The sequence below is a fragment of the Acidobacteriota bacterium genome, from assembly GCA_020845575.1.
Classification (GTDB): domain Bacteria; phylum Acidobacteriota; class Vicinamibacteria; order Vicinamibacterales; family Vicinamibacteraceae; genus Luteitalea.
Map to the genome: position 1 here is coordinate 1 of JADLFL010000024.1, position 18,794 is coordinate 18,794.

The window sequence follows — 18,794 nt, forward strand, 5'->3', positions numbered from 1 at the left end:
AGGTCCACACGCCCGGCACCCCGCGCTTGGTCATCTCCATCACTTCGGTCTTGGCGAGCAGCCACCACTCGTCGATGACGATCGGATCGAGCGCCTCGTTGTAGGGGCCGGTGCCCGTCGACGCGTACAGGTACGTCTGCTGTTCGTGCAGGTCGTGCATCACGGTGGGCTTCCACTCGTTCTGCACCTTCGTCACGTGGCGCGTGAGCGCGAGGAACTGGCCCATGCCGTCGCGATTGTTGTCGTGGGCGACGTACTTGCCCCAGTACATCAGCGGCAGGCGGGCATCGGCTTCGGCGCGCGCCTTGTTGAAGTAGTACGTGTCCACCTGCTTCTCGCGGCCGTCCACTTCGATGACGGGCGTGATGAAGGTGATCACGTTCTGGCGGATCTGCTGGATGAACGGCGTCTCCTGCACGATGAGGCGGTAGGCGAGTTCCTGCAGCATCTCGGGACCGCCGTTCTCGGGCGAATGCATGCCGCTCGTGAGCCAGTAGATCGGCCTGGCCGTCTTCAGCAGCGCCTGCGCTTCGGCTTCGGTGGTCGTGCGCGGGTCTGTCAGCTTCACGAGCTTGTCGCGATAGGCGGAGAGCTGCTTGATCGTCGCCTCGTCGGCGATCGCCAGCACCACCATGTCGCGGCCTTCCTCGCTCTTGCCGATCGTCCACATCGTGGCGCGATCGGACGCCTTGTCGAGCGCCTCGAAGTAGCGATGGATGTCTCTGGCGTACGTCAGCTCACCCGGCGTGCCGACGATGCGGCCGTGGAACTTCAGGGGCGTAGGGACGGTGGCAGACGCCGGCAGGTGATCGACGAGTTCCGTGGTGATGCGCGGATCCTGCAGGTATTCCTTGATCTTCGCGGTGTACTCCGCGTCGACGGGCTGCGGGGCTGCCTTGCGTGTCTGGGCGGTGACGGCTGGCGTGAGCAGTGCCGCCAGCGCCAGCGCGGTCAGGCGCGCCAGCGCGCGAGTGGCGGTCGGTGTCATCGAATCTCCTCTGTCGGACAATCCAGCGAATTCGCCAGCATGCTACCCCTTTCCGGCCCTCGTGATAGCGTCGGGTCGATGAAGCGACGGGAATTTCTGGCAAGTGCGGCGCTGGCGCCGTCGGCGTTCACCCTCCAACCGCCGGCTGCCGATGACGGTTTCATCTCCCTCTTCGACGGCACGTCACTGGCGGGCTGGTCGGTGGTCGACGGACGGGACACGGCCTTCCATGTGCACGACGGTGCCATCGCCGTCCATCCGAGCGACGGGTTTCCGGCATGGCTTCGGTCGGCGGGGCAGTACGAGAACTTCGACTTCTGCGGCGAGTTCTTCGTGCAGGGCTGGATGAACTCGGGGATCTACATGCACGCGCCCGAGCACGGCCGGCCGACCTGGTGCGGCATGAAGATCAACATCTTCCACCAGGTGGATGCCAGACCGGCGCCCGAGTCGATGGGATCGATCTTTCCGCTGGTGCCGCCGCGACTGGTCAACGTCAGGAACAAGGGGGAATGGAACACGTTCCGGATCCTCATGGACTGGCCACGGCTCCAGGTGTGGACCAACGACGCGCTGGTGCAGGACGTCGACGTCGAGTCGGTACCGGAACTGCGGCATCGCCTGCGTCGCGGCTACGTGGGGTTCGAGTCGCTCTCGTATCCGATCCGCTTCCGTGGTCTCCGGATTCGCGAACTGCCGTCACAGGTGTCGTGGACGAACTTGTACGAGTCCGCGGCCGACTTCGCCGGGTGGCGGGTGATGAGTGGCAAACCGCGGTTCGAGCCCCTCGGCGACGTGCTGCACGCCGATGACGACGGGCATCTGGCGACGCTCGAGACGTTCCGCGATTTCGAACTGCAGATGTACGTCCGCCATGCGCGGCATCACAACGGCGGTGTCGTCTTCGGCGGACCTGGCGGCGACGTCCCGGGGCCCCGGTACGAGGTGCAGTTGCACGACGTCGAAGGCGCGCACTATCCGACGGGATCGCTGTACGGACACAAGCGGGCGATCTATCCGCGCATCGAGCCGGAGCGGTGGTTCCTGTTCCAGTTGCGTGTAAAGGACCGGAGTTGCCTGGTTCGCGTGAATGGCGACACGGTGCTGGAGTACGACGGACTCGAACTGCCAACACCAGGACCGATCGCCCTGCAGGCCCACGGGCCGGGGAAGTGGACCGAATACAAACACATCCAGGTCCGTCGTCTCTGAGAGACGCGCGGTGTGGGCCAGGCCCTGCTGTCGAGCGAGATGACGTCGCTAACGCAGGAAGCCGCTCGTGGCGCAGGCCCGCAGCCACAGCACGAAGAGCAGGAAGCCCAGACCGAGGCCGACCCACGGACGGATGACATCCCAGCGGCCGACGCGCGTCTGTGGCGCATACGCGGTGGTCGTCTCGCGAAACGCTCGCCGCGCGCGTTCCAGCACCGTGGGATCGAGCGCGTCAGGCGCGGCCATGTCGAAGCGGCACTGCGGGCATCGCGCCCCCTGCGCGTCGTCCCACGTCGCCGTGCACACCAGGCACTTCATGCCTTCGCTCCGCACTCGGCGCAGAATCGCGCGGACGGCGTGAGCGCGCTGCCGCAACTCGCGCAGGCGCGCGCCGTGAGCGGCGTGCCGCACGCCTGACAGAACTTGCCACCTTGGACCTGCACCCCGCAGGCGGGACAGGTGATGGGCGATGGCAGAGGTGGCGGCGCCTCGTTCACGGCCGCAACCGCGCGATCGCGTGCATGCTCGGCGGCCCGGCGTGCGGCGGCTTCCTCGGCGCTCGGCGCGCAGGCCTCGCACATGCCGAAGGATTCGTTCCAGCAGTGGTCGGGACACACCCACTGTCCGCATCCGGCACACTTGCGGAAGTGCACCATCGCCTGGTGCACCGCCGCTTCGTACGCGGCGTCGCGTTCCTTGCCGCGCAAGCCGCGATCGAGGCCTTCCGCCGCGCGCTCCGCGTGCCAGCCCGTGAACCGGAAGAGGGCAAAGGCCTGCACCGCGGTCTTCAGGAGGTTCGCCTTCGAGGAGACGTACTGACTCTCCACGCCGCTTCCGCAGCGGTCGCAACAGAACTTGAACTTGAACCCGCCATCGTCGGACAGGTCCTGGACGTTGCGGACGAAGACGGTGAGCGCCACGGTGCGCCTGCAAGGATGCAACAGGGGGCCGGCAACCGGCAACCGGCCCGCCTTCGCCCGAGTGCGCGCTCCGCGCTTCGTCGGGGCTTCGGCGCCGCGGGCTATCATCGTCGGGTACCTTGCACCAAGGACGGCCGATGGCTACGAGTCCTCATGAACATCGTCGTGGCGCGTACGCGGGTCGTGACCGCGACACGCTTGCGTTTGCGTCGGCGGTGACTGTCGACGCGTTCGGCATCTCGGATCCCGGGAACGTCCGGCCCGCCAACGAGGACCACTTCCTCATCGCGCGTGCGGGCCGGTACTACGAGACGGTGTCGACGAGCCTTCCCGAAGGCGAGCTTCCATCGCGCGCGTCGGACGATGGCTATGCGCTCGTGGTGGCCGACGGCATGGGTGGACACGTCGCGGGTGAAGTCGCCAGCCGCCTGACCATCAGGGAACTGGTGCGCCTGTCGCTCGAACTGCCAGACTGGATCTCGCGCGTTGACGAGGACACGATCGACGAGGTCGTGCGGCGATCGGAGACCCAGATGGCATCGGCGCATCAGCGCTTGATCGATGCGGGCAAGCGCGATCCCGACCTGCAGGGCATGGGCACTACCGTGACGGCCGTGCGCAACCTCGGTCGGCTGCTGCAGGTGGTCCACGTCGGCGACTCGCGGGCGTACCTGTTGCGCGGCGAGCAGCTCTCGCGCCTCACGCGCGATCACAGCCTGGTGCAGATGCTCGTCGACAGGGGTCGCATGACGCGCGAGGAGGCCGAGCAGTCGACGTCGCGGCACGTGCTCGTCAACGCCGTCGGCGGCGTCAACGACAGCGTGCGCGTGGACATCGATCACGTCGGACTCGCCAACGGCGATCGCCTGCTGCTCTGCAGCGACGGGCTGAACGACATGGTGGGTGACGAGGCGATTGGCACGGAACTGCTGTCGGCGGCCACGGCAGAAGCCGCCTGCCGTGCCCTCCTCCGGCGGGCCCTCGCCGCCGGCGGTCGCGACAACATCACCGTTGTCGCCGCGTTCTATTCGTGGGAGGGGAGTGCCAGGGGGTGAGACCCCTGGCGTCCACGCCTCACCTTCGGGCACCGGCCAACAGCGCGATGACGGGAGTCCCTCGTGGTCGCCCGGGCAACGTTCGCCTCCACGTCGTCGTACGGTGTGAGCATGAACGATAACCACGCGTCCGCCCCCTCCGGCCAGGCTTCCGCCGGCCGTCGCGCGTTTCTTCACGGTGCCGCCCTGACGGTGGGTGCCGGTCTGCTGCCCGGCGTTGGCGCGGCACCCGCCACGGCTGCCGCTGCCGGTGCCGACCTTCGTCCGCTGACCGAAGCGGAGAAGGCGCTGCGCCTCGCCTCCAACACCTATCCGCTCCGCACGTTGTTCAAGCGTCGCGCCGACGCGCCGACGATGGGTGGCCCGGGCGCGGCCGATGTTGCGGCGATGAAGAAGAAGTACGGCGAGATCACGATGCTGGACATGCCCCAGTTCACCATCGACAACTTCCCGGGTGTGCGGAAGATGGATCTCTGGTCGTCGCTCTTCGGCGACGTGAACGACACCTCGATGTACAAGGCGTCGACGGTCACGCGAGACGGTCAGTCGTTCACCACGTACGAGTTCGATCCGGCGACGGCTTCCGGCAAGCAGTGGCTGGACCGTCTGGCGGCGCAGCAGGCCAGGCTGGGTGTGAGTTGCCACCACGTCTCCAACAACGCGCCGCGCAACATGTGCGACCTGGACGCCAACCTGCGCCGCGAAGGCATCGCTGTCGCCAAGGTGTGGCTCGACGCGTGCAAGACCATCGGTGCCAGGACGATGCGCGTGAACACGGGCGGTCCCCGCATCGTCCCCGGCGCGTCGGCCACGGCGGGCTACCCACGCAACGACGAGGTGGTCAAGTACATCGCCAACGCGGTGGAGTCGTTCAAGGAGATGGCCGACTACGGCGCCAAGGTCGGCGTGATCGTGACGATCGAGAACCACTGGGGCCTCAGCGCGGATCCGACCAACGTCCGGATCATCCTCGACGAGGTCAACCACCCGTTCTGTGAAGCGTCTCCCGACTTCTGCAACTGGGAGCACGAGTACATGCTCTACCACGGCCTCGACGCCCTGATGCCGTACACCCACCACACGGTGCACGCCAAGTACTGGGACCGCTGGAAGGACGTCGACCTCCAGCGCTGCGTGCGCATCCTCAACAACCATGGCTTCAGGGGCGTGATCGCGCTCGAGTACGAGGCCGGCTCGTGGAACGGCGTCGAGGGTGCGCAGCACCTCATGAAGGAAGTGATGAAGGCCCTGTAACCCCCGCGCGCGGTAGACTGCGGGCAGCCATGCGCATGCCCGCAGCAGTCATGTTCACCACGAGCCTCCTGACGGCCTGTTTCATCCTGGCTGTCGGCGAGGCTCGTGTCGTGTCGGCGCAGACACCAGCGGCCGATGATGGCGTACGCCTGCGCCGCATCGATGCCGGTTCCCGGACCGCGCCCGCGTCCGCCGTGGTCGTGGAGCGAGGCTCGCTCGTTCACACGGCCATGCTGTATCCCCTCGATCGTGACGGGCGAGTGCAGGGTGGCAATGACGTGCGCGCACAGGCCACGGCCGTCCTCGACCAGTTCGAGACAGCGCTGCGAGCCGCCGGCACGGGACTCGATCGCGTCGCACGCCTGCACGTGTACGTGGCCGACGCGGCTGCCGGCGCGGCTGTCGACGAGATGATTGCCCGGCGATTCGCCGCATCGTCGCGGCCCGCGCTGACGCGCGTCGAGTCGCGGATGCGGCACGACGGTGTGCTCGTGGCGATGGACGCCATCGCAGCGACGGCGCGACATCCCGCGTCTGGACGACCTGAGCGGCTGCGTGTCGACGGTCTCCCATCCACGGCTGGCGCGCACATCGCCATTCAGCCGGAGGGCCCTTTCGTCATCGTCTCCGGACGTGCGGCGCCCGGCGAGGGTGATGCCGCCGCCACGGGCACGATGGCGCAGTTGAAAGGCGATCTCGAGACAGCAGGGCTCGGGTTCGCGGACGTCGTGCAGGTGAAAGCCTTCCTGACCGACATGTCGCGTGCGGCGCAGCTTGAAGCGGTGATGGCCGCGACGTTCACGGGCACGCCTCCGCCGATCGTCGTGACCGAATGGCGTGGCGGGTCCGCGGCAGTGGAGATCGAACTCGTGGCCGCGGCACCTGGCGCGCGTGGATCGGAGCGCGTGACGTTCGTCGAGCCGATCTCGGCGCGATACAGCCGCATCGCGCGCGTATTCGCGGGCAATCCCGTCTTCGTGTCGGGGCTCACGGGCGCCTCGCCGGATCCGAAGGAGCAGGTACGGGCGATCTTTGCCGAACTCGGTGGCGTGGTGTCTGCTGCCGGCAGCGACATGCGGCACATCGCGAAAGCGACATATTACGTGTCTGACAAGGGCGCCGACGAGGAAATCAACGCGATCCGGCCGTCGATCTACGACGCAGCGCGTCCACCGTCGGCGTCGAAGATCTCGGTGCAGGGCGTCGGGCGCACGGGCGCCGTCGTGACGATCGACGCGATCGCGGTGACTGTCGGCCGATGACACTCGCGCGCGGCGCTCTCGCCATCGTGGCGTCGATCACGCTCGGCATCGTGGCGGCTCCGATGGCGCAGGTGGGGGATCGGGCGGCGATCGACACGGCGCCTCCACCCGCGCACTGGCAGATTCCTCCGGCGCCTGTGCGCACGCCTGAAGCGTCGATGGCGCTCATGGAGTTGCAGCCGGGATTCAGGGTCGAGCTCGTCGCCGCAGAGCCGCTCGTTCAGGACCCCATCGCCTTCGCGTTCGACGAGCGCAACGCCCTGTGGGTACTGGAGTGGCCGTCGTACAACTGGCAACTGCACGGCGTGCTGCCGGGACTCGACGCCGCGCCGACGCCGAAGAGCCGCCTCGTCGTGCTTCGCGACACCGGCAACGATGGGCGCATGGACACGCGCACGGTCTTCGCGGAGATGGACTGGCCGCGCGGGATCCAGCTCGTCGACGGGGGCGTGCTGGTGTTCGCGTTGCCCGAGGTGGTCTTCCTGAAGGACACGGACGGCGACGACGAGGCGGACACGCGCGAGGTCGTCGCCAGTGGCCTGCCCATTCCCGTCAATCCGCACCTGGCGCCGAGCAGTCCGTCGTGGACGCTCGACAACTGGACGTACGCGCTTCAGGTCGACGATCGGTTACGAATCTCCCGCGGCGCGGGGCAACTCGCGCGTTCGGGCCGTCTCGCGGGGCAGTGGGGCATGTCGCACGACGATGTGGGCCGGCTGTTCTTCAGTTACAACCAGGACCACATCCGCGCGAGTCTCGTGCCCACGGCGTACGCCACGCGCAACCCGCACTACACGGCGACGGCCGGGATCGACGTGCGCGTGGGCCTCGACAACGAGGTATGGCCACACGCCATCACGCCGGGCGTGAACCGGCGCGCGCAGCTGCGTGAGGATGGCCGGCTGCGCGTGTTCACGGCCAACGCCGCGCCCACGGTGTATCGGGGCGATCAGTTTCCCGACGACTGTCGTGGCAACGTGTTCGTTGGCGAATCGGCAGGCCGCCTGATCCGTCGCTCCGTGCTCACCGAACGCGACGGCATCGTCACGGGGCGCAACGCCTACGCCGAGCGCGAGTTCCTCTTCTCGAACGACGAGCGGTTCAGGCCGGTGTTCACCGCGACGGGTCCTGACGGCGCGTTGTACGTGGCGGACATGTATCGCGGCGTGATCGAGGGGCACCTGTTCCTCACGACGTTCCTGCGCAATCAGATTCTCGCGCGCGATCTGCACAAGCCGTTCGGAGGGATGGGGCGGATCTACCGCATCGTGCACGAGGGGCGTCCGCTCGAGAGACCCGAGCGCGTGGCGCACGACGATCTCGACGGGTGGGTCCGGCTCCTCGCACATCCCAACGGCCACTGGCGCGACATGGCGCAGCGGCGGATCGTCGAATCGCGCGACATGCTGGCGTCGACTGACGCATCGCCGCACGAGCGCAATGTCGTGCGCGCGCTTCGTACGCTCGCGACGACGCATGCCGACGCACGCGTGCGCCTGCAGGCCGTATGGACGCTCGACGGCATCGGTGCGGCCGACGACACGGTGATTCGCGCGGCACTCGCCGACGCGTCGCCCTTCGTGCGCATGGCGGCGCTGCGAGTGTCGGAATCGCGACTGACCGATGTCTCGTTGCGGCGGGCTGTCCTCGTTCTGGTGGACGATACGGACGTCGCGGTGCGGCGTCAGGTGATGTACACGCTGGGCGCCACGGCGGCAGGAGACGCAGAGGAGGCGCGCATCCGGCTGCTGCGGCGCGACATCGCCGTGCCCTTCGCGATCGACGCGTTCATGAGCGGGCTGTCGGGCCGCGAACTGATGACGCTGGAGACCATACTCGGATCTCCGTGGTGGACCGAGGATCGAGCGGAGCATCGCGCGCTCGTGACCGCGCTGGCCACGGCAGTGGCCAATGAAGGACGGCCGGAGGGACTGGCGATCCTGCGTCGTGCATCGAGCGCGTCAGCCGGTGCGCCGGCATGGCGGCAGTCGGCCATCCTCGATGGGATGGCGGCATCGAGCCGGACCACCACACCCACCGCGCCTTCGTCTGCCGTGGCCGGCGCGTCGGCTGCGGTCATCGAGCAGGGGCGCACGGCGTTCGCCGTGTGTGCGGCCTGTCATCAAGCCAATGGCAGGGGGCTGCCGTCGCTCGCGCCGCCTCTGGCAGGCTCGTCCATCGTGACGGGGCCGCCGGCGGCGTTGATCGACGTCGTGCTCGGTGGACGCGACCTGGATCCCGCGTATCCGAGCATGCCGCCGCTGGCAGCACTGCCCGACGATCAGCTCGCGGCGATTCTCACGTACGTGCGTCAGGCATGGGGGACCGCGGCGTCGGGAGTGACACCCGACGAGGTGCGCACACGCAGATAGAAATGCCACGAGGCCGGGAATGTCGGGCATGCGTGCCACGCCGGCGCCGGGCTCGGAGAGCCGGCCCTACTCACAGTGGCAACCAGGTAGGGCGAGCCCGACCCGCACAAGGCGGGTCTCCCCGATGCACATGATGGCGGGGCCCCGAGTGGCCTGTTCATGCGGCTCCTCTGCTGCAGTTCCACGTCGCGTGGAGAGACACGGAACGGCGTCGCGAGCGGCCTGCGCCGGACGATCGTTCCCGGTCATGGCCATCGGGACCTTGCGACGGTGCCGGTCTGTCGAAGATTGTGAGAGGTGCCAGCAATGAAGATCCCCGCGTCATCCATCCCCTGGTCCACCTGGCGTCCCAAACTCGTCGAGATGCTGGCCGGCTACGACCGGCGCACGTTCTCCGCGGACGCGATCGCCGGCATCACCGTCGGCGTTGTCGCGCTACCGCTCGCGATGGCGTTCGGCATTGCCTCCGGTGCCTCGCCGCAAGCCGGCATCTATACCGCCATCGTCGGCGGGCTGATCGTGTCGTTGCTGGGGGGATCGAGTATCCAGGTGAGCGGCCCGACGGGCGCGTTCGTGGTCATCGTCAGCGGCATCATCGCCGCGCACGGCCTCTCCGGGCTGTTGATGGTGACGATGATGGCGGGGGCGATCCTCGTGTTCCTGGCCGCAACGGGGCTCGGGCGCGCGGTGAAGTTCATTCCCAGACCCGTGGTGATCGGCTTCACGAACGGCATTGCGCTGCTCATCGCGTCGACGCAGGTCAAGGACTTCCTCGGGCTTGCCATTCCCGATCCGCCGAGCGAGTTCTTCGCGCGCATGGAAGCGCTCGTGGCAGGTCTGCCTGCGTGGAATCCGGCGGCGGTCGCGCTCGGCATGGTGTCGCTCGCGCTCGTGCTGCTCGTCCCGCGCTACTACCCGCGCGTACCAGGTTCCATCGTGGCGCTGGTGCTGGCCACCGTTGCCGTGTTCGTGTTCGATCTGCCCGTCGACACGATCGGATCGAAGTTCGGCGGGATTCCGAGCGGATTGCCGCACGTCGAGATGCCGGCGTTCCGCGCCGACCTGCTGTTGCCGCTGCTGCCGTCGGCGTTCACCGTCGCGCTACTCGCCGCCGTCGAAAGCCTGCTCTCGGCCGTCGTGGCCGATTCGATGACAGGCGACCGTCACAACTCGAGTGCGGAACTCATGGGGCAGGGCGTGGCCAACCTGGTGTCGCCGCTCGTTGGCGGCATTCCCGTGACGGGCGCGATCGCGCGCACGGCCACCAACTTCAAGTCAGGGGCGCGCACGCCGGTCTCGGGGATCGTGCACGCGCTCACGCTGCTGTTGATCATCCTGCTCCTCGCGCCGCTGGCCACGTACGTCCCGCTTGCCACGTTGGCAGCCGTGCTGTTCGTGGTGGCGTACAACATGGGCGAGTGGCCTGAGATTCCGGCGATCCTGCGCCTCGACTGGGCCGAGATCTCCGTGTGGGCGCTGACCTTCGGGCTGACGGTGATGGCAGACCTGACGGTCGCCGTCGAAGTCGGCATGGCGCTGGCCGCCCTGCTCTACATCCATCGCGTGACGGATACGACAGTGGTCCTGCCCGTCACGCAGGACTACATCGACGATGGGCGGGTGCACACGCTGCAGGACCACGACGTGCCGGATGACGTGGCGATTCTGCGCATCCAGGGGCCGTTCCTGTTCGGCATGACCGACAAGCTCGCCGACGCGACGGCAGACATCTCGGCGCTGCCGGCCATCGTCATCCTTCGCTTACGGAACATGACGGCCATCGATGCCACGGGGCTGCACGCGTTCGAACAGCTCAACGATCGCCTGCAGGCGTCGGGCCGGTCGCTGATCCTCTGCGGCGCCCGTCAGCAGCCCGCGGCCCTGCTGCACCAGGCCCGGTTCGTCAGGCACGTCGGCGCCGAGAACATCGTCCCCCACATCACGGCAGCCCTGAAGCGCGCCGAAGCCCTCCGCACCACCGCGGTGTAACGGGCGACCACAAGGGCCGCCCTTACGGGGTTTCAGGTGCGTCGATGTGTACGGACGACATTTCGCGGATCCGTTGTAGGGGCGACCCTTGTGGTCGCCCGTCGTGCGGCGACGTCTCGGGGATTCATCTGTAGGGGCGACGCATGCGTCGCCCCTACGTGCCGCCCGGTTGCCGGTTGCCCGTTGCCGATTGCCGGCCGTGAAAATGACAACGCCCGCGTGCGCCGTGAGGCACCACGCGGGCGTCGTTCCGACTTCAGCCGTGCGTCAGGAGTAGAACTCGACGACCAGGCGCAGTTCGATGGGGAAGGGGATGGCCGTGTCGTCGGGCAGCGTCGACACGCGCGCCGAGAGGGCGGCGGCATCGACATCGAGCCAGTCCGGACGGCTGAGCGCCTGACCGGCCTGCTGCTGCAGTTCGACGGCCTTCTTGGCGCGCTCGCGGACCGAGACCACGTCGCCGCGCTTCAGGCGCACCGACGCGATGTCGACAGGGCGGCCGTTGACGAGCACGTGACCGTGGTTGACGAGCTGACGGGCCGCGGGAATCGTGCGGGCGAAGCCGGCACGGAACACCACGTTGTCGAGGCGACGCTCGAGCAACTGGGCGATCATGGCGCCCGCGGGACCCTTCGAGCGGGCGGCCACGGCGGCCACGGCGCGAAGCTGACGCTCACTGACGCCGTAGTGGTACCGCAGCTTCTGCTTCTCACGGAGACGCGTGCCGTAGAGCGAGATCTTCCGCTTCATCCGCGGGCCGTGCTGGCCGGGGGGATGCGGGCGCTTGTCGATGCTCTTGGCCGACAGGCCGGGCAGGTTCATGCCAAGTGCGCGCATCACGCGCAACCGCGGACCTCTAAACCGTGACATGTAGTCTCCGAAATGCTTCTGCTGTGCCAGTGGGGTCACGCGAACACTGTGGCTGCACTGGCCCCCGCGAGTGTGAGCTGGACTCACACGATCCGAGAGAGTGTAGCCCGGACGGAGGGTTCCGTCAATGTGAACGGGGAACTCCGCCGGCAACCGGCAATCGGCAACAGGCAACCGGTCGATCTTCGGGCGAACTCGGCTCCGTTCCCCCTCTTCGTTCTGCCCGGAAGGCCCTTCCGTCATTCGTCATCCGGCATTCGTCATTTCCCCGGGCAAGCTTTTCCTATCCCTGAACCACGATCGCCGCGACGGCGTGCGGGCGCCGTGGGCCCAGCGCCGCGGCCAGCCGGGGGACCAGGGCCGGCCAGTCGTGGCGCGCCTGATCGGCCGGCGACATGCCGGTCGTTATGCCGGTCAGTTGGGCTCCGGGCTCACGGATGGCCCGGGCCCACTCCGGACGGTCGCGCCCCTCGCTGTCGAGGGCCCGCACCTCCAGCGCCGGCCCATCCCGATAGATGGCGACCACGCCATGCCCCTGAGCGCCGGCCCGCCGGAGCGCGAGCCGGGCCACGCGTCCCTCCGGCGCTTCCTCGACGTGGGCGAGGAGCCCCTCCACCAGCGGGTGGCCCGACGCAAAGAAGTCGTGCGTCTCGTCCTCGACGGCGTACTCGCGATCGAACGACCCGACGAACGAAGCGCCGGCAGACACGCCCGGCAGGCTGTCGACCAGCGCACCGCTGCCGAACTCGATCGCATGCGCGCGGCGGCCGCGCACCTCGTCGACGCGGAACCCGAGCCGCGCCGCCGTGTGCGTGATCACGCGCTCCATCGCATCGTCGAGGTCGGTCGGCACCTTCGCCAGAATCGACGGTCCGAGCGCCGCCCGATACGGATCGCGATGCAACTGTTGATAGGCCGCGTCGTGGATGCGCGCACGGGCGGCTCGTGCCTCCGCGAGGATCTCGTCAATCCGCGCATCGGTCAGCGGCGACAGCGACGCATCGACGGCGATCGCGTCGAGCACGTGTTCGACAGATGCCAGTTGTGGCTCGAGGCCCGCAATCGGTTCGTGGAACAGGCCGATGCGCTCGAAGAGGCGCACCACGTCGGCACCGATGCCGCCAGACGGCCGGAAGTAGACGATCTCGACGGGGATGCGGCGGCCGATGCGATCGAGCCGCCCGATGCGCTGCTCGACGGCTGCCGGCTTCCACGGCATGTCGTACAACACGAGGCGGGTACAGAACTCGAAGTTGCGTCCCTCGCCGCCCGCTTCGGTGGACACGAGCAGGCTCGGTCCGTCCTCGGCGCGGAAGCGTGCGACTTCGGTGTCGCGTCGCGCGGCGGAGAGTTCCTCGTGGAAGACACCGGTGGCCAGCGCACCGCGTGCGCTGAGCGCCTCCCGCAGCATCTCCAGCGTGTCGCGATGCGCCACGAAGATCAGGGTCTTCTCGCCGGCCGCGCGCCACCGCGGTGCCCGCTCCAGCAGCCACGCGAGGCGCGGATCCGTGCGGTCCATCTCGTCGGCCTGCTGGCGCAACGCGTGTTCGTCGGGGGCCAGCACGGCCTTCAGCGCCGCACCTGACGCGAGTGCACGGCGCACGCGATCGACGGCTCGCTTGGCAACGAGTGGTGATGGCGGTGCGGGTGTCGTCGATGGGGACACGGGATCGGTGCCACCGAAGCGACGCGCGTTCGCGACGGGCACTGTCGCGGCCTGCGCGATCACGGCGTCGGGCGTCGGTGCGATGTCGATGGGCCGTGGCTGGCGTGGCGGGAGTCCACCGATGTCGACGCGCCGTGTGGCGCTGGTACACGGCGGGAACGGCTCGCCCGATGCGAGCCGGGCCTCGACGTCCATGTCGGCCGGGAATTCCTCCGGCCGCAGCAGCTGCAGCAACCGGAAGAACCCGTGCGCATCGTCTTCGAGCGGTGTGGCGCTGAGCAGCACCACGTGCCGGCCGAGCGCGGCGATCGGGGCGACGGCGCGAAACGCCGGTCCGGCGGCGCGGCCCTGCGGCCATCGCAGCCGCTGCGCCTCGTCGACGACGAGCAGATCGATGCCCGCGTGGACGGCCTTCGACGTGAGATCGGGCCGTTCGATGAGCGTCTCGAGCGCGATCACCGCGCGGCGATGGACGTCGAAGGGATTGAACGACTCGCCGAAATCGCGTGCGACGTCTGTCAGACGCGGGGCGTCGAGGAGCGTGAACACCTGGTGGTACTTGCGCCACAGCTCTCCGAGCCACTGGACGGTCAGCACGTCGGGTGCGACGACGAGACACCGCTCGATGCGCTGCGTGTGCAGCAGCCGGTTCATGATGAGCGCGGCCTCGATCGTCTTGCCGAGGCCAACTTCGTCGGCCAGCAGCCAGCGGACGGGTAAGGTTGCCGTTGCCCGCTCGGCGACGTGGAGTTGGTGCGGGAAGAGCCGCACGCGGCCGCCGAGCATCGAACCGAGCCCGCCTGCCTCTCGCGACGCGAGCAGGCGCAGTGCGTCGAGCCGCGCCAGGAACGCCTCAGGGCTGTCGACGTCGCCGGCTGCCAGGCGCTCGAATAGTGGTCTGTCGCGGCGGTCCGGCGTGGCCGTCGTCGGCACGAGCGCATCGCTGCCGGCTGCCAGGCGCAGCGTGGTGTCCGTCGCCGGAAAGTGGACGACGAGCACGCGGCCCTCGACGGCCATCACCTGCCCGATGCCGAGTTCCTGATTGAAGCGATGGGTGAGCTGATCCCCTGTGGACCATGAGGACACGGCGGAGATCGTGACACATGACGTAGGCTCGTGGCGTGCCTCTGCTGATCGTGGTGCTCGTCGGCGTGCTGGTGGTGCTGCCTGTCGTGCTCGTGCCGTGGTCGATCCTGCAGCGCTATCGGGCCGGTGTGGCGCGGCGGCCGGCGCGCGGCTGGGTGGCGATGGTCAACGTCGTGGCCTTCGCGTTCTCGACGGGGATGGTGTTCGCGGGCGCGATGGTGTCGGAGTTCTGGGTGGCCGGAGCGCTTCGCGCGGCGCTCGTGGGATGGGTTCTCGGTGTGGCGCTGGGCGGCGTCGGGCTCGCGTTGAGCCGCTGGGAGCACGACGGCGCGGGCTGGCACTTCACGCCGAATCGCTGGCTCGTCGCGCTGCTCGCGCTGGTCGTCGTGACACGGCTCGGATACGGCATCTGGCGTGCGTGGACGGCGTGGCGGACATGGGGCGTTGCCGACTGGGCCGCGCACGCGGGCATCGCCGGGTCCCTTGGCGCCGGCGCGTTGCTCATCGGATACGGCGTCGGGTTCTGGGCTGCCGTCCGCTGGCGCATCGGCCGCCGGCGGCGATGGCAGGCCACGTCTGTGCGCTGACGCCTCGACGAGCGTTCTTCGAGTGACCCGCCGCGCGCGGGCAGGAGGCGCCGCGATGTCCCGTCCCGATCAATCGATCACGTTCCTTCGGCAGTACGGCTACAGCGTGTTCCGGTATCCGCGTGCGAGCGCGCAGCCGCTGGAGGTCATGCACCGCGACGGCAAGGACCTGTCGCGTCTCGGCACCCTGCCGCAACTCATCTCCATCGGCGCCCAGCCCCTGCCCGCCATCGCACGCGACGAAGCACCAGGTATCGACATCGACGGCACCGAGACGAGCAAGGTCAACGTCGCTATCGGCGTCAACATCCTCGGCGCCTTCATCGGCGCGCTCGGTGGGGGCAATCTCGGCCTCGCCGTCGGATTCAAGAAGGCCAGGACGGTGACCTTCAGGTACGCCGGCGTGATGGAAGACCGCGTGGACGTGCTGGCGCTCGAGAGCTGCATCAACGCCGGACAGGTCCTGGCGTCGCTCCCGCCTGGCACCATCGACAAGTTGATCGACGACGAGGTGTACGTGGTCACGTCGGTGCTGAAGACGCGCAGCATCATCGTGAGCGCGCAGGGTGAAGCCGGCAACAGCGTCGAGCTGGACGTGCCGGTGATCAAGGGCACCGTTGGGGGCAGCGTGAAGACGGAGTTCGAAGGTGCCGTCAGCAGCAGCGTCAGGTTCGAGGGCGACGTGCCCGTGGCGTTCGGGCTGCAGGCGGTCCAACTGGTCTTCGACGATGCGCTGCGACTGGCGACGACGAAGTCGCTGCCGCCGGGCGGCGCCGGGGCACGTACCGTGCGTCCCGGCGACATGCCGGGCGGCCGTCGTCCCGCGTATCTCGAGATGCGCGGCGCGTTCGTGCGTGTCGGTGAATAGCGGCCGGGTTTGCGACGCATACAGGCGTTCGGACGGGCTGTTCAAGATCCAGGACACCAATGCCTGCGCAACGCATCCGAGCCGCGTGCGTGATGAACGCGCGCGCGGCACTGTCCTTGCACGTCCAGCGCGCGTGATGCCGGTGCAAGCGCAGGAGTGGGGATGCGTCGTAGCAAGTGGGTGAGATCGATCGCAGTCGTCGCGGCTGTGGGACTGGCGTCGATGATGGCTGGAAGGGAGGCGTGCGCGCAGAGTGAGACCACGCGCGTGGACATAGGCGGACAGATAGGTGTACTGCGGTTGCCGGACTCGTCGGGCACGAATGTCGGTGTCGGCGGTCGCGTGACGATCAATCTCACGCGATGGCTCGGTGTCGAGAGCGAGTACCAGTTCGTGCCCAACGATGAGTTCGAGCAGTCGAGTGTGTTGGCGGAAGGGAGCGTGGCGGGCATTCGTTACGAGCGCCGTCGGTCGACCGCACTGTTCGGCGTGAAGGCGGGTTATCGCGGCGAGCGCGTTGGCGTCTTTGCCAGGGCCCGCCCCGGATTCACGACGCTCACCCATCGCGGCGTGGACTGCCTCGGCGAGGTGTGTGCGCTGATGCTGCTGGCCGTGCCCGAGTATCGACGGGAGTTCGCCCTCGACCTCGGAGGTGTGGTGGAGGTCTATCCCTCGACGCGATGGGTGATGCGTACGGACGTCGGTGCCCTGCGCATCCGTCACCGGAGCAGCGCGCCACCGTGCGCCTCCGGCGGTTGCACCTCGACGAACCTCGTCGCCTCGGCGGGGGTGGGGATCAGGTTCTGAATCTCTGACTCCTGATTTCCGGGCCCTCGAGTTCCTGCTGGTGCCCGGTGCCCGGTGCCCGATCGTATTCTTACGCGATGTCGCGTGTTGCGTTCGTCACAGAGAGTCGGTTGCCAGAGGGATCGGACGAGGATGAGCTCGTGTCGGCCATCCTCACGCCACGCGGCATCGACGTGGTGCACACCGTCTGGGACGACGCCAGCGTCGACTGGACGGCGTTTGCATCGGTGGTGATTCGATCGCCCTGGGACTACTACACGAAGGCCGACGCGTTCTGCGCGTGGCTGACGTCGCTCGATGTGGCGGGCGCCAACCTGTGGAATCGGCCGCGTACCGTGCTCGACAACGTCCACAAGCGATACCTCGTGGACTTCGCGGCGCGTGGCTTACCCGTCGTGCCGACGGTGTGCGTGCCGCGCGGCAGCGATCGCGATCTCCGGCGCGTGCTCGCGGACAACGGATGGACGTCCGCCGTGATCAAGCCCGCCATCTCCGCGGGTGCGCACCTCACGTGGCGGACGTCGATCGAGGCTGCGACGGGCGACCAGGCGCGATTCGCCGCGCAGGCGGCCGACGCCGATACGCTCGTGCAGCCCTTCATGCCGTCCATTGCCACCCGGGGCGAGGTGTCTCTGGTGTTCATCGAGGGCCGGTACAGTCACGCGGTCGTGAAACGTCCGCGGGCGGACGACTTCCGCGTGCAGACGCAGCACGGCGGCGTGGCCGACGCGTGGCATCCGACCGACGCGATCGTCGAGCAGGCAGCGGCCGTGTTGCGCGAGGTCGCGGCACCGCTCCTCCATGCGCGTGTGGATGGCGTCCTGGAGGAGGATAGGTTCGTCCTCATGGAGCTGGAGATCAACGAGCCGTACCTGTTCCTCTCACACGCGCCAGACGCCGCCACTCGCTTCGCCGACGCGATCCAGCACACGTGCGCTGTCAGCCCGTAGCTGCGGTCGGGCCCGGAGGCCGACCCTACCTAGTCCGCGTCGGCGAATCTGTATCCGACGCCGCGTGCCGTGACGATCAGGGCGGGCTGGCGTGGATCCGCCTCGAGCTTCTTGCGTAAGCGGCTGATGACGGTATCCACCGTCCGCTCATCCACGAAGGTGTCGTCGGCCCACACCGTCTGCAGGAGCCGTGCTCTCGTGAACACGATGCCACGCCGCGCCGCGAGGTGGTGCAGGAGGTCGAACTCCTGGCGCGTCAGGTTCACCACGCGGTCCTGTCGCCGCACAACGCGCCTGTCGACGTCCATGACGATGCCCGGTGCCAGCGCGATCGGTTCCCGGGAGTCGTCTGCCTGGTGCAGCCCTGTCGTGCGCCGCTCGTGGCGGCGCGTGAGGGCGCTGACACGGGCCTGGAACTCGCCGGTCCTGAACGGCTTCGTGAGGTCGTCGTCGGCGCCCGCGTCGAGCCCGATGACGATGTCGGCTTCGCCGTCGCGCGCGGTGAGCATCAGGACGGGCGTCGTGGCGTTGGCCTCCGCGGCGCGAAGCGCGCGGCAGAGCGAGACGCCGTCGAGGCCGGGCAGCATCACGTCGAGCACGATGAAATCGAACGCCCGCTGGCGCACGACGTCGAGCGCCTCGCGTCCGTTGGCGACCTCTTCGACGTCGAAACCGGCCAGACCCAGGTGCAGGTGCAGCAACTCCCTGATGCTCAGGTCGTCCTCCACGACCAGCGCGCGTCTGGAAGGCCCCGTCACGACTGACTCCGCATCGCATCATGGTCACACAACTGCCACATTAGCCCGTCGGACTGTCGCAATCCCGCCATGGTGCGGCCACCCGCGTCGCGTCAGAAGCAGACAAGCAGCAGCGCCGCGTATCGATGCACCGGCGTCGCAGGGAGGGAA

At 68.3% G+C, this 18,794-nt stretch carries 16 protein-coding genes; 10 read left to right on the forward strand and 6 right to left on the reverse strand.

Features of this window, described 5'->3' with window-relative positions:
- Nucleotides 1–988: hypothetical protein (locus IT182_07375; GenBank protein MCC6163155.1), on the reverse strand; the 988-nt coding region annotated here is incomplete at its 3' end.
- 78 nt (nucleotides 989–1,066) lie between these two features.
- On the opposite strand from IT182_07375, the gene IT182_07380 reads away from it, so the two are divergent.
- Entirely contained in the window at nucleotides 1,067–2,200 is a 1,134-nt protein-coding gene (locus IT182_07380) for a DUF1080 domain-containing protein (protein MCC6163156.1), read from the forward strand.
- Between the two features lie 48 nt (nucleotides 2,201–2,248).
- Here IT182_07380 and IT182_07385 read toward each other — a convergent pair whose 3' ends face one another.
- The gene (locus tag IT182_07385; protein ID MCC6163157.1) at nucleotides 2,249–2,518 is read right to left on the reverse strand and encodes a hypothetical protein; all 270 of its coding nucleotides are present in this window, start codon (nucleotides 2,516–2,518) and stop codon (nucleotides 2,249–2,251) included.
- The gene (locus IT182_07390) at nucleotides 2,515–3,120 is read right to left on the reverse strand and encodes a zinc ribbon domain-containing protein (protein ID MCC6163158.1); all 606 of its coding nucleotides are present in this window, start codon (nucleotides 3,118–3,120) and stop codon (nucleotides 2,515–2,517) included. The genes IT182_07385 and IT182_07390 overlap by 4 nt, the downstream gene beginning before the upstream one ends.
- Before the next feature lie 137 nt (nucleotides 3,121–3,257).
- On the opposite strand from IT182_07390, the gene IT182_07395 reads away from it, so the two are divergent.
- From IT182_07395 to IT182_07415, 5 genes are all read left to right on the forward strand, one after another.
- Nucleotides 3,258–4,175: a serine/threonine-protein phosphatase gene (locus tag IT182_07395; GenBank protein MCC6163159.1), complete on the forward strand. Its 918-nt coding sequence runs from the start codon at nucleotides 3,258–3,260 to the stop codon at nucleotides 4,173–4,175.
- Nucleotides 4,176–4,286: 111 nt separating this feature from the next.
- Nucleotides 4,287–5,429 (forward strand): TIM barrel protein, encoded by a 1,143-nt coding sequence (locus IT182_07400; GenBank protein MCC6163160.1) that lies wholly within the window; start codon nucleotides 4,287–4,289, stop codon nucleotides 5,427–5,429.
- Between the two features lie 50 nt (nucleotides 5,430–5,479).
- Nucleotides 5,480–6,691, forward strand: a complete 1,212-nt coding sequence (locus tag IT182_07405; GenBank protein ID MCC6163161.1) for a RidA family protein — start codon at nucleotides 5,480–5,482, stop codon at nucleotides 6,689–6,691.
- Complete coding sequence (locus IT182_07410) at nucleotides 6,688–9,063, forward strand: c-type cytochrome (GenBank protein MCC6163162.1); 2,376 nt, start codon at nucleotides 6,688–6,690, stop codon at nucleotides 9,061–9,063. The genes IT182_07405 and IT182_07410 overlap by 4 nt, the downstream gene beginning before the upstream one ends.
- 306 nt (nucleotides 9,064–9,369) lie before the next feature.
- Nucleotides 9,370–11,052, forward strand: coding sequence for an STAS domain-containing protein (locus IT182_07415; GenBank protein ID MCC6163163.1), 1,683 nt, complete (start codon nucleotides 9,370–9,372; stop codon nucleotides 11,050–11,052).
- 267 nt (nucleotides 11,053–11,319) lie between these two features.
- Here the strand turns inward: IT182_07415 and rpsD are convergent, their stop codons facing one another.
- Together rpsD and IT182_07425 are read right to left on the reverse strand one after the other, a co-directional pair.
- A complete protein-coding gene (gene rpsD, locus IT182_07420) occupies nucleotides 11,320–11,922 on the reverse strand; it encodes a 30S ribosomal protein S4 (GenBank protein ID MCC6163164.1) in 603 nt (200 codons plus the stop codon).
- Nucleotides 11,923–12,205: 283 nt separating this feature from the next.
- Nucleotides 12,206–14,674, reverse strand: coding sequence for a hypothetical protein (locus tag IT182_07425; GenBank protein MCC6163165.1), 2,469 nt, complete (start codon nucleotides 14,672–14,674; stop codon nucleotides 12,206–12,208).
- 35 nt (nucleotides 14,675–14,709) lie between these two features.
- On the opposite strand from IT182_07425, the gene IT182_07430 reads away from it, so the two are divergent.
- The 4 genes from IT182_07430 (at nucleotide 14,710) to IT182_07445 (ending at nucleotide 17,886) form a co-directional block, all read left to right on the forward strand.
- Complete coding sequence (locus IT182_07430; GenBank protein MCC6163166.1) at nucleotides 14,710–15,261, forward strand: hypothetical protein; 552 nt, start codon at nucleotides 14,710–14,712, stop codon at nucleotides 15,259–15,261.
- A gap of 55 nt (nucleotides 15,262–15,316) precedes the next feature.
- Nucleotides 15,317–16,129, forward strand: coding sequence for a hypothetical protein (locus IT182_07435; GenBank protein MCC6163167.1), 813 nt, complete (start codon nucleotides 15,317–15,319; stop codon nucleotides 16,127–16,129).
- A 162-nt stretch (nucleotides 16,130–16,291) separates the two neighbouring features.
- Nucleotides 16,292–16,936, forward strand: a complete 645-nt coding sequence (locus IT182_07440) for an outer membrane beta-barrel protein (protein ID MCC6163168.1) — start codon at nucleotides 16,292–16,294, stop codon at nucleotides 16,934–16,936.
- Between the two features lie 77 nt (nucleotides 16,937–17,013).
- Complete coding sequence (locus tag IT182_07445; protein MCC6163169.1) at nucleotides 17,014–17,886, forward strand: hypothetical protein; 873 nt, start codon at nucleotides 17,014–17,016, stop codon at nucleotides 17,884–17,886.
- A 29-nt stretch (nucleotides 17,887–17,915) separates the two neighbouring features.
- On the opposite strand, the gene IT182_07450 is transcribed toward IT182_07445, so the two are convergent.
- A complete protein-coding gene (locus tag IT182_07450) occupies nucleotides 17,916–18,644 on the reverse strand; it encodes a response regulator transcription factor (protein ID MCC6163170.1) in 729 nt (242 codons plus the stop codon).
- Between the last annotated feature and the right edge of the window lie 150 nt (nucleotides 18,645–18,794).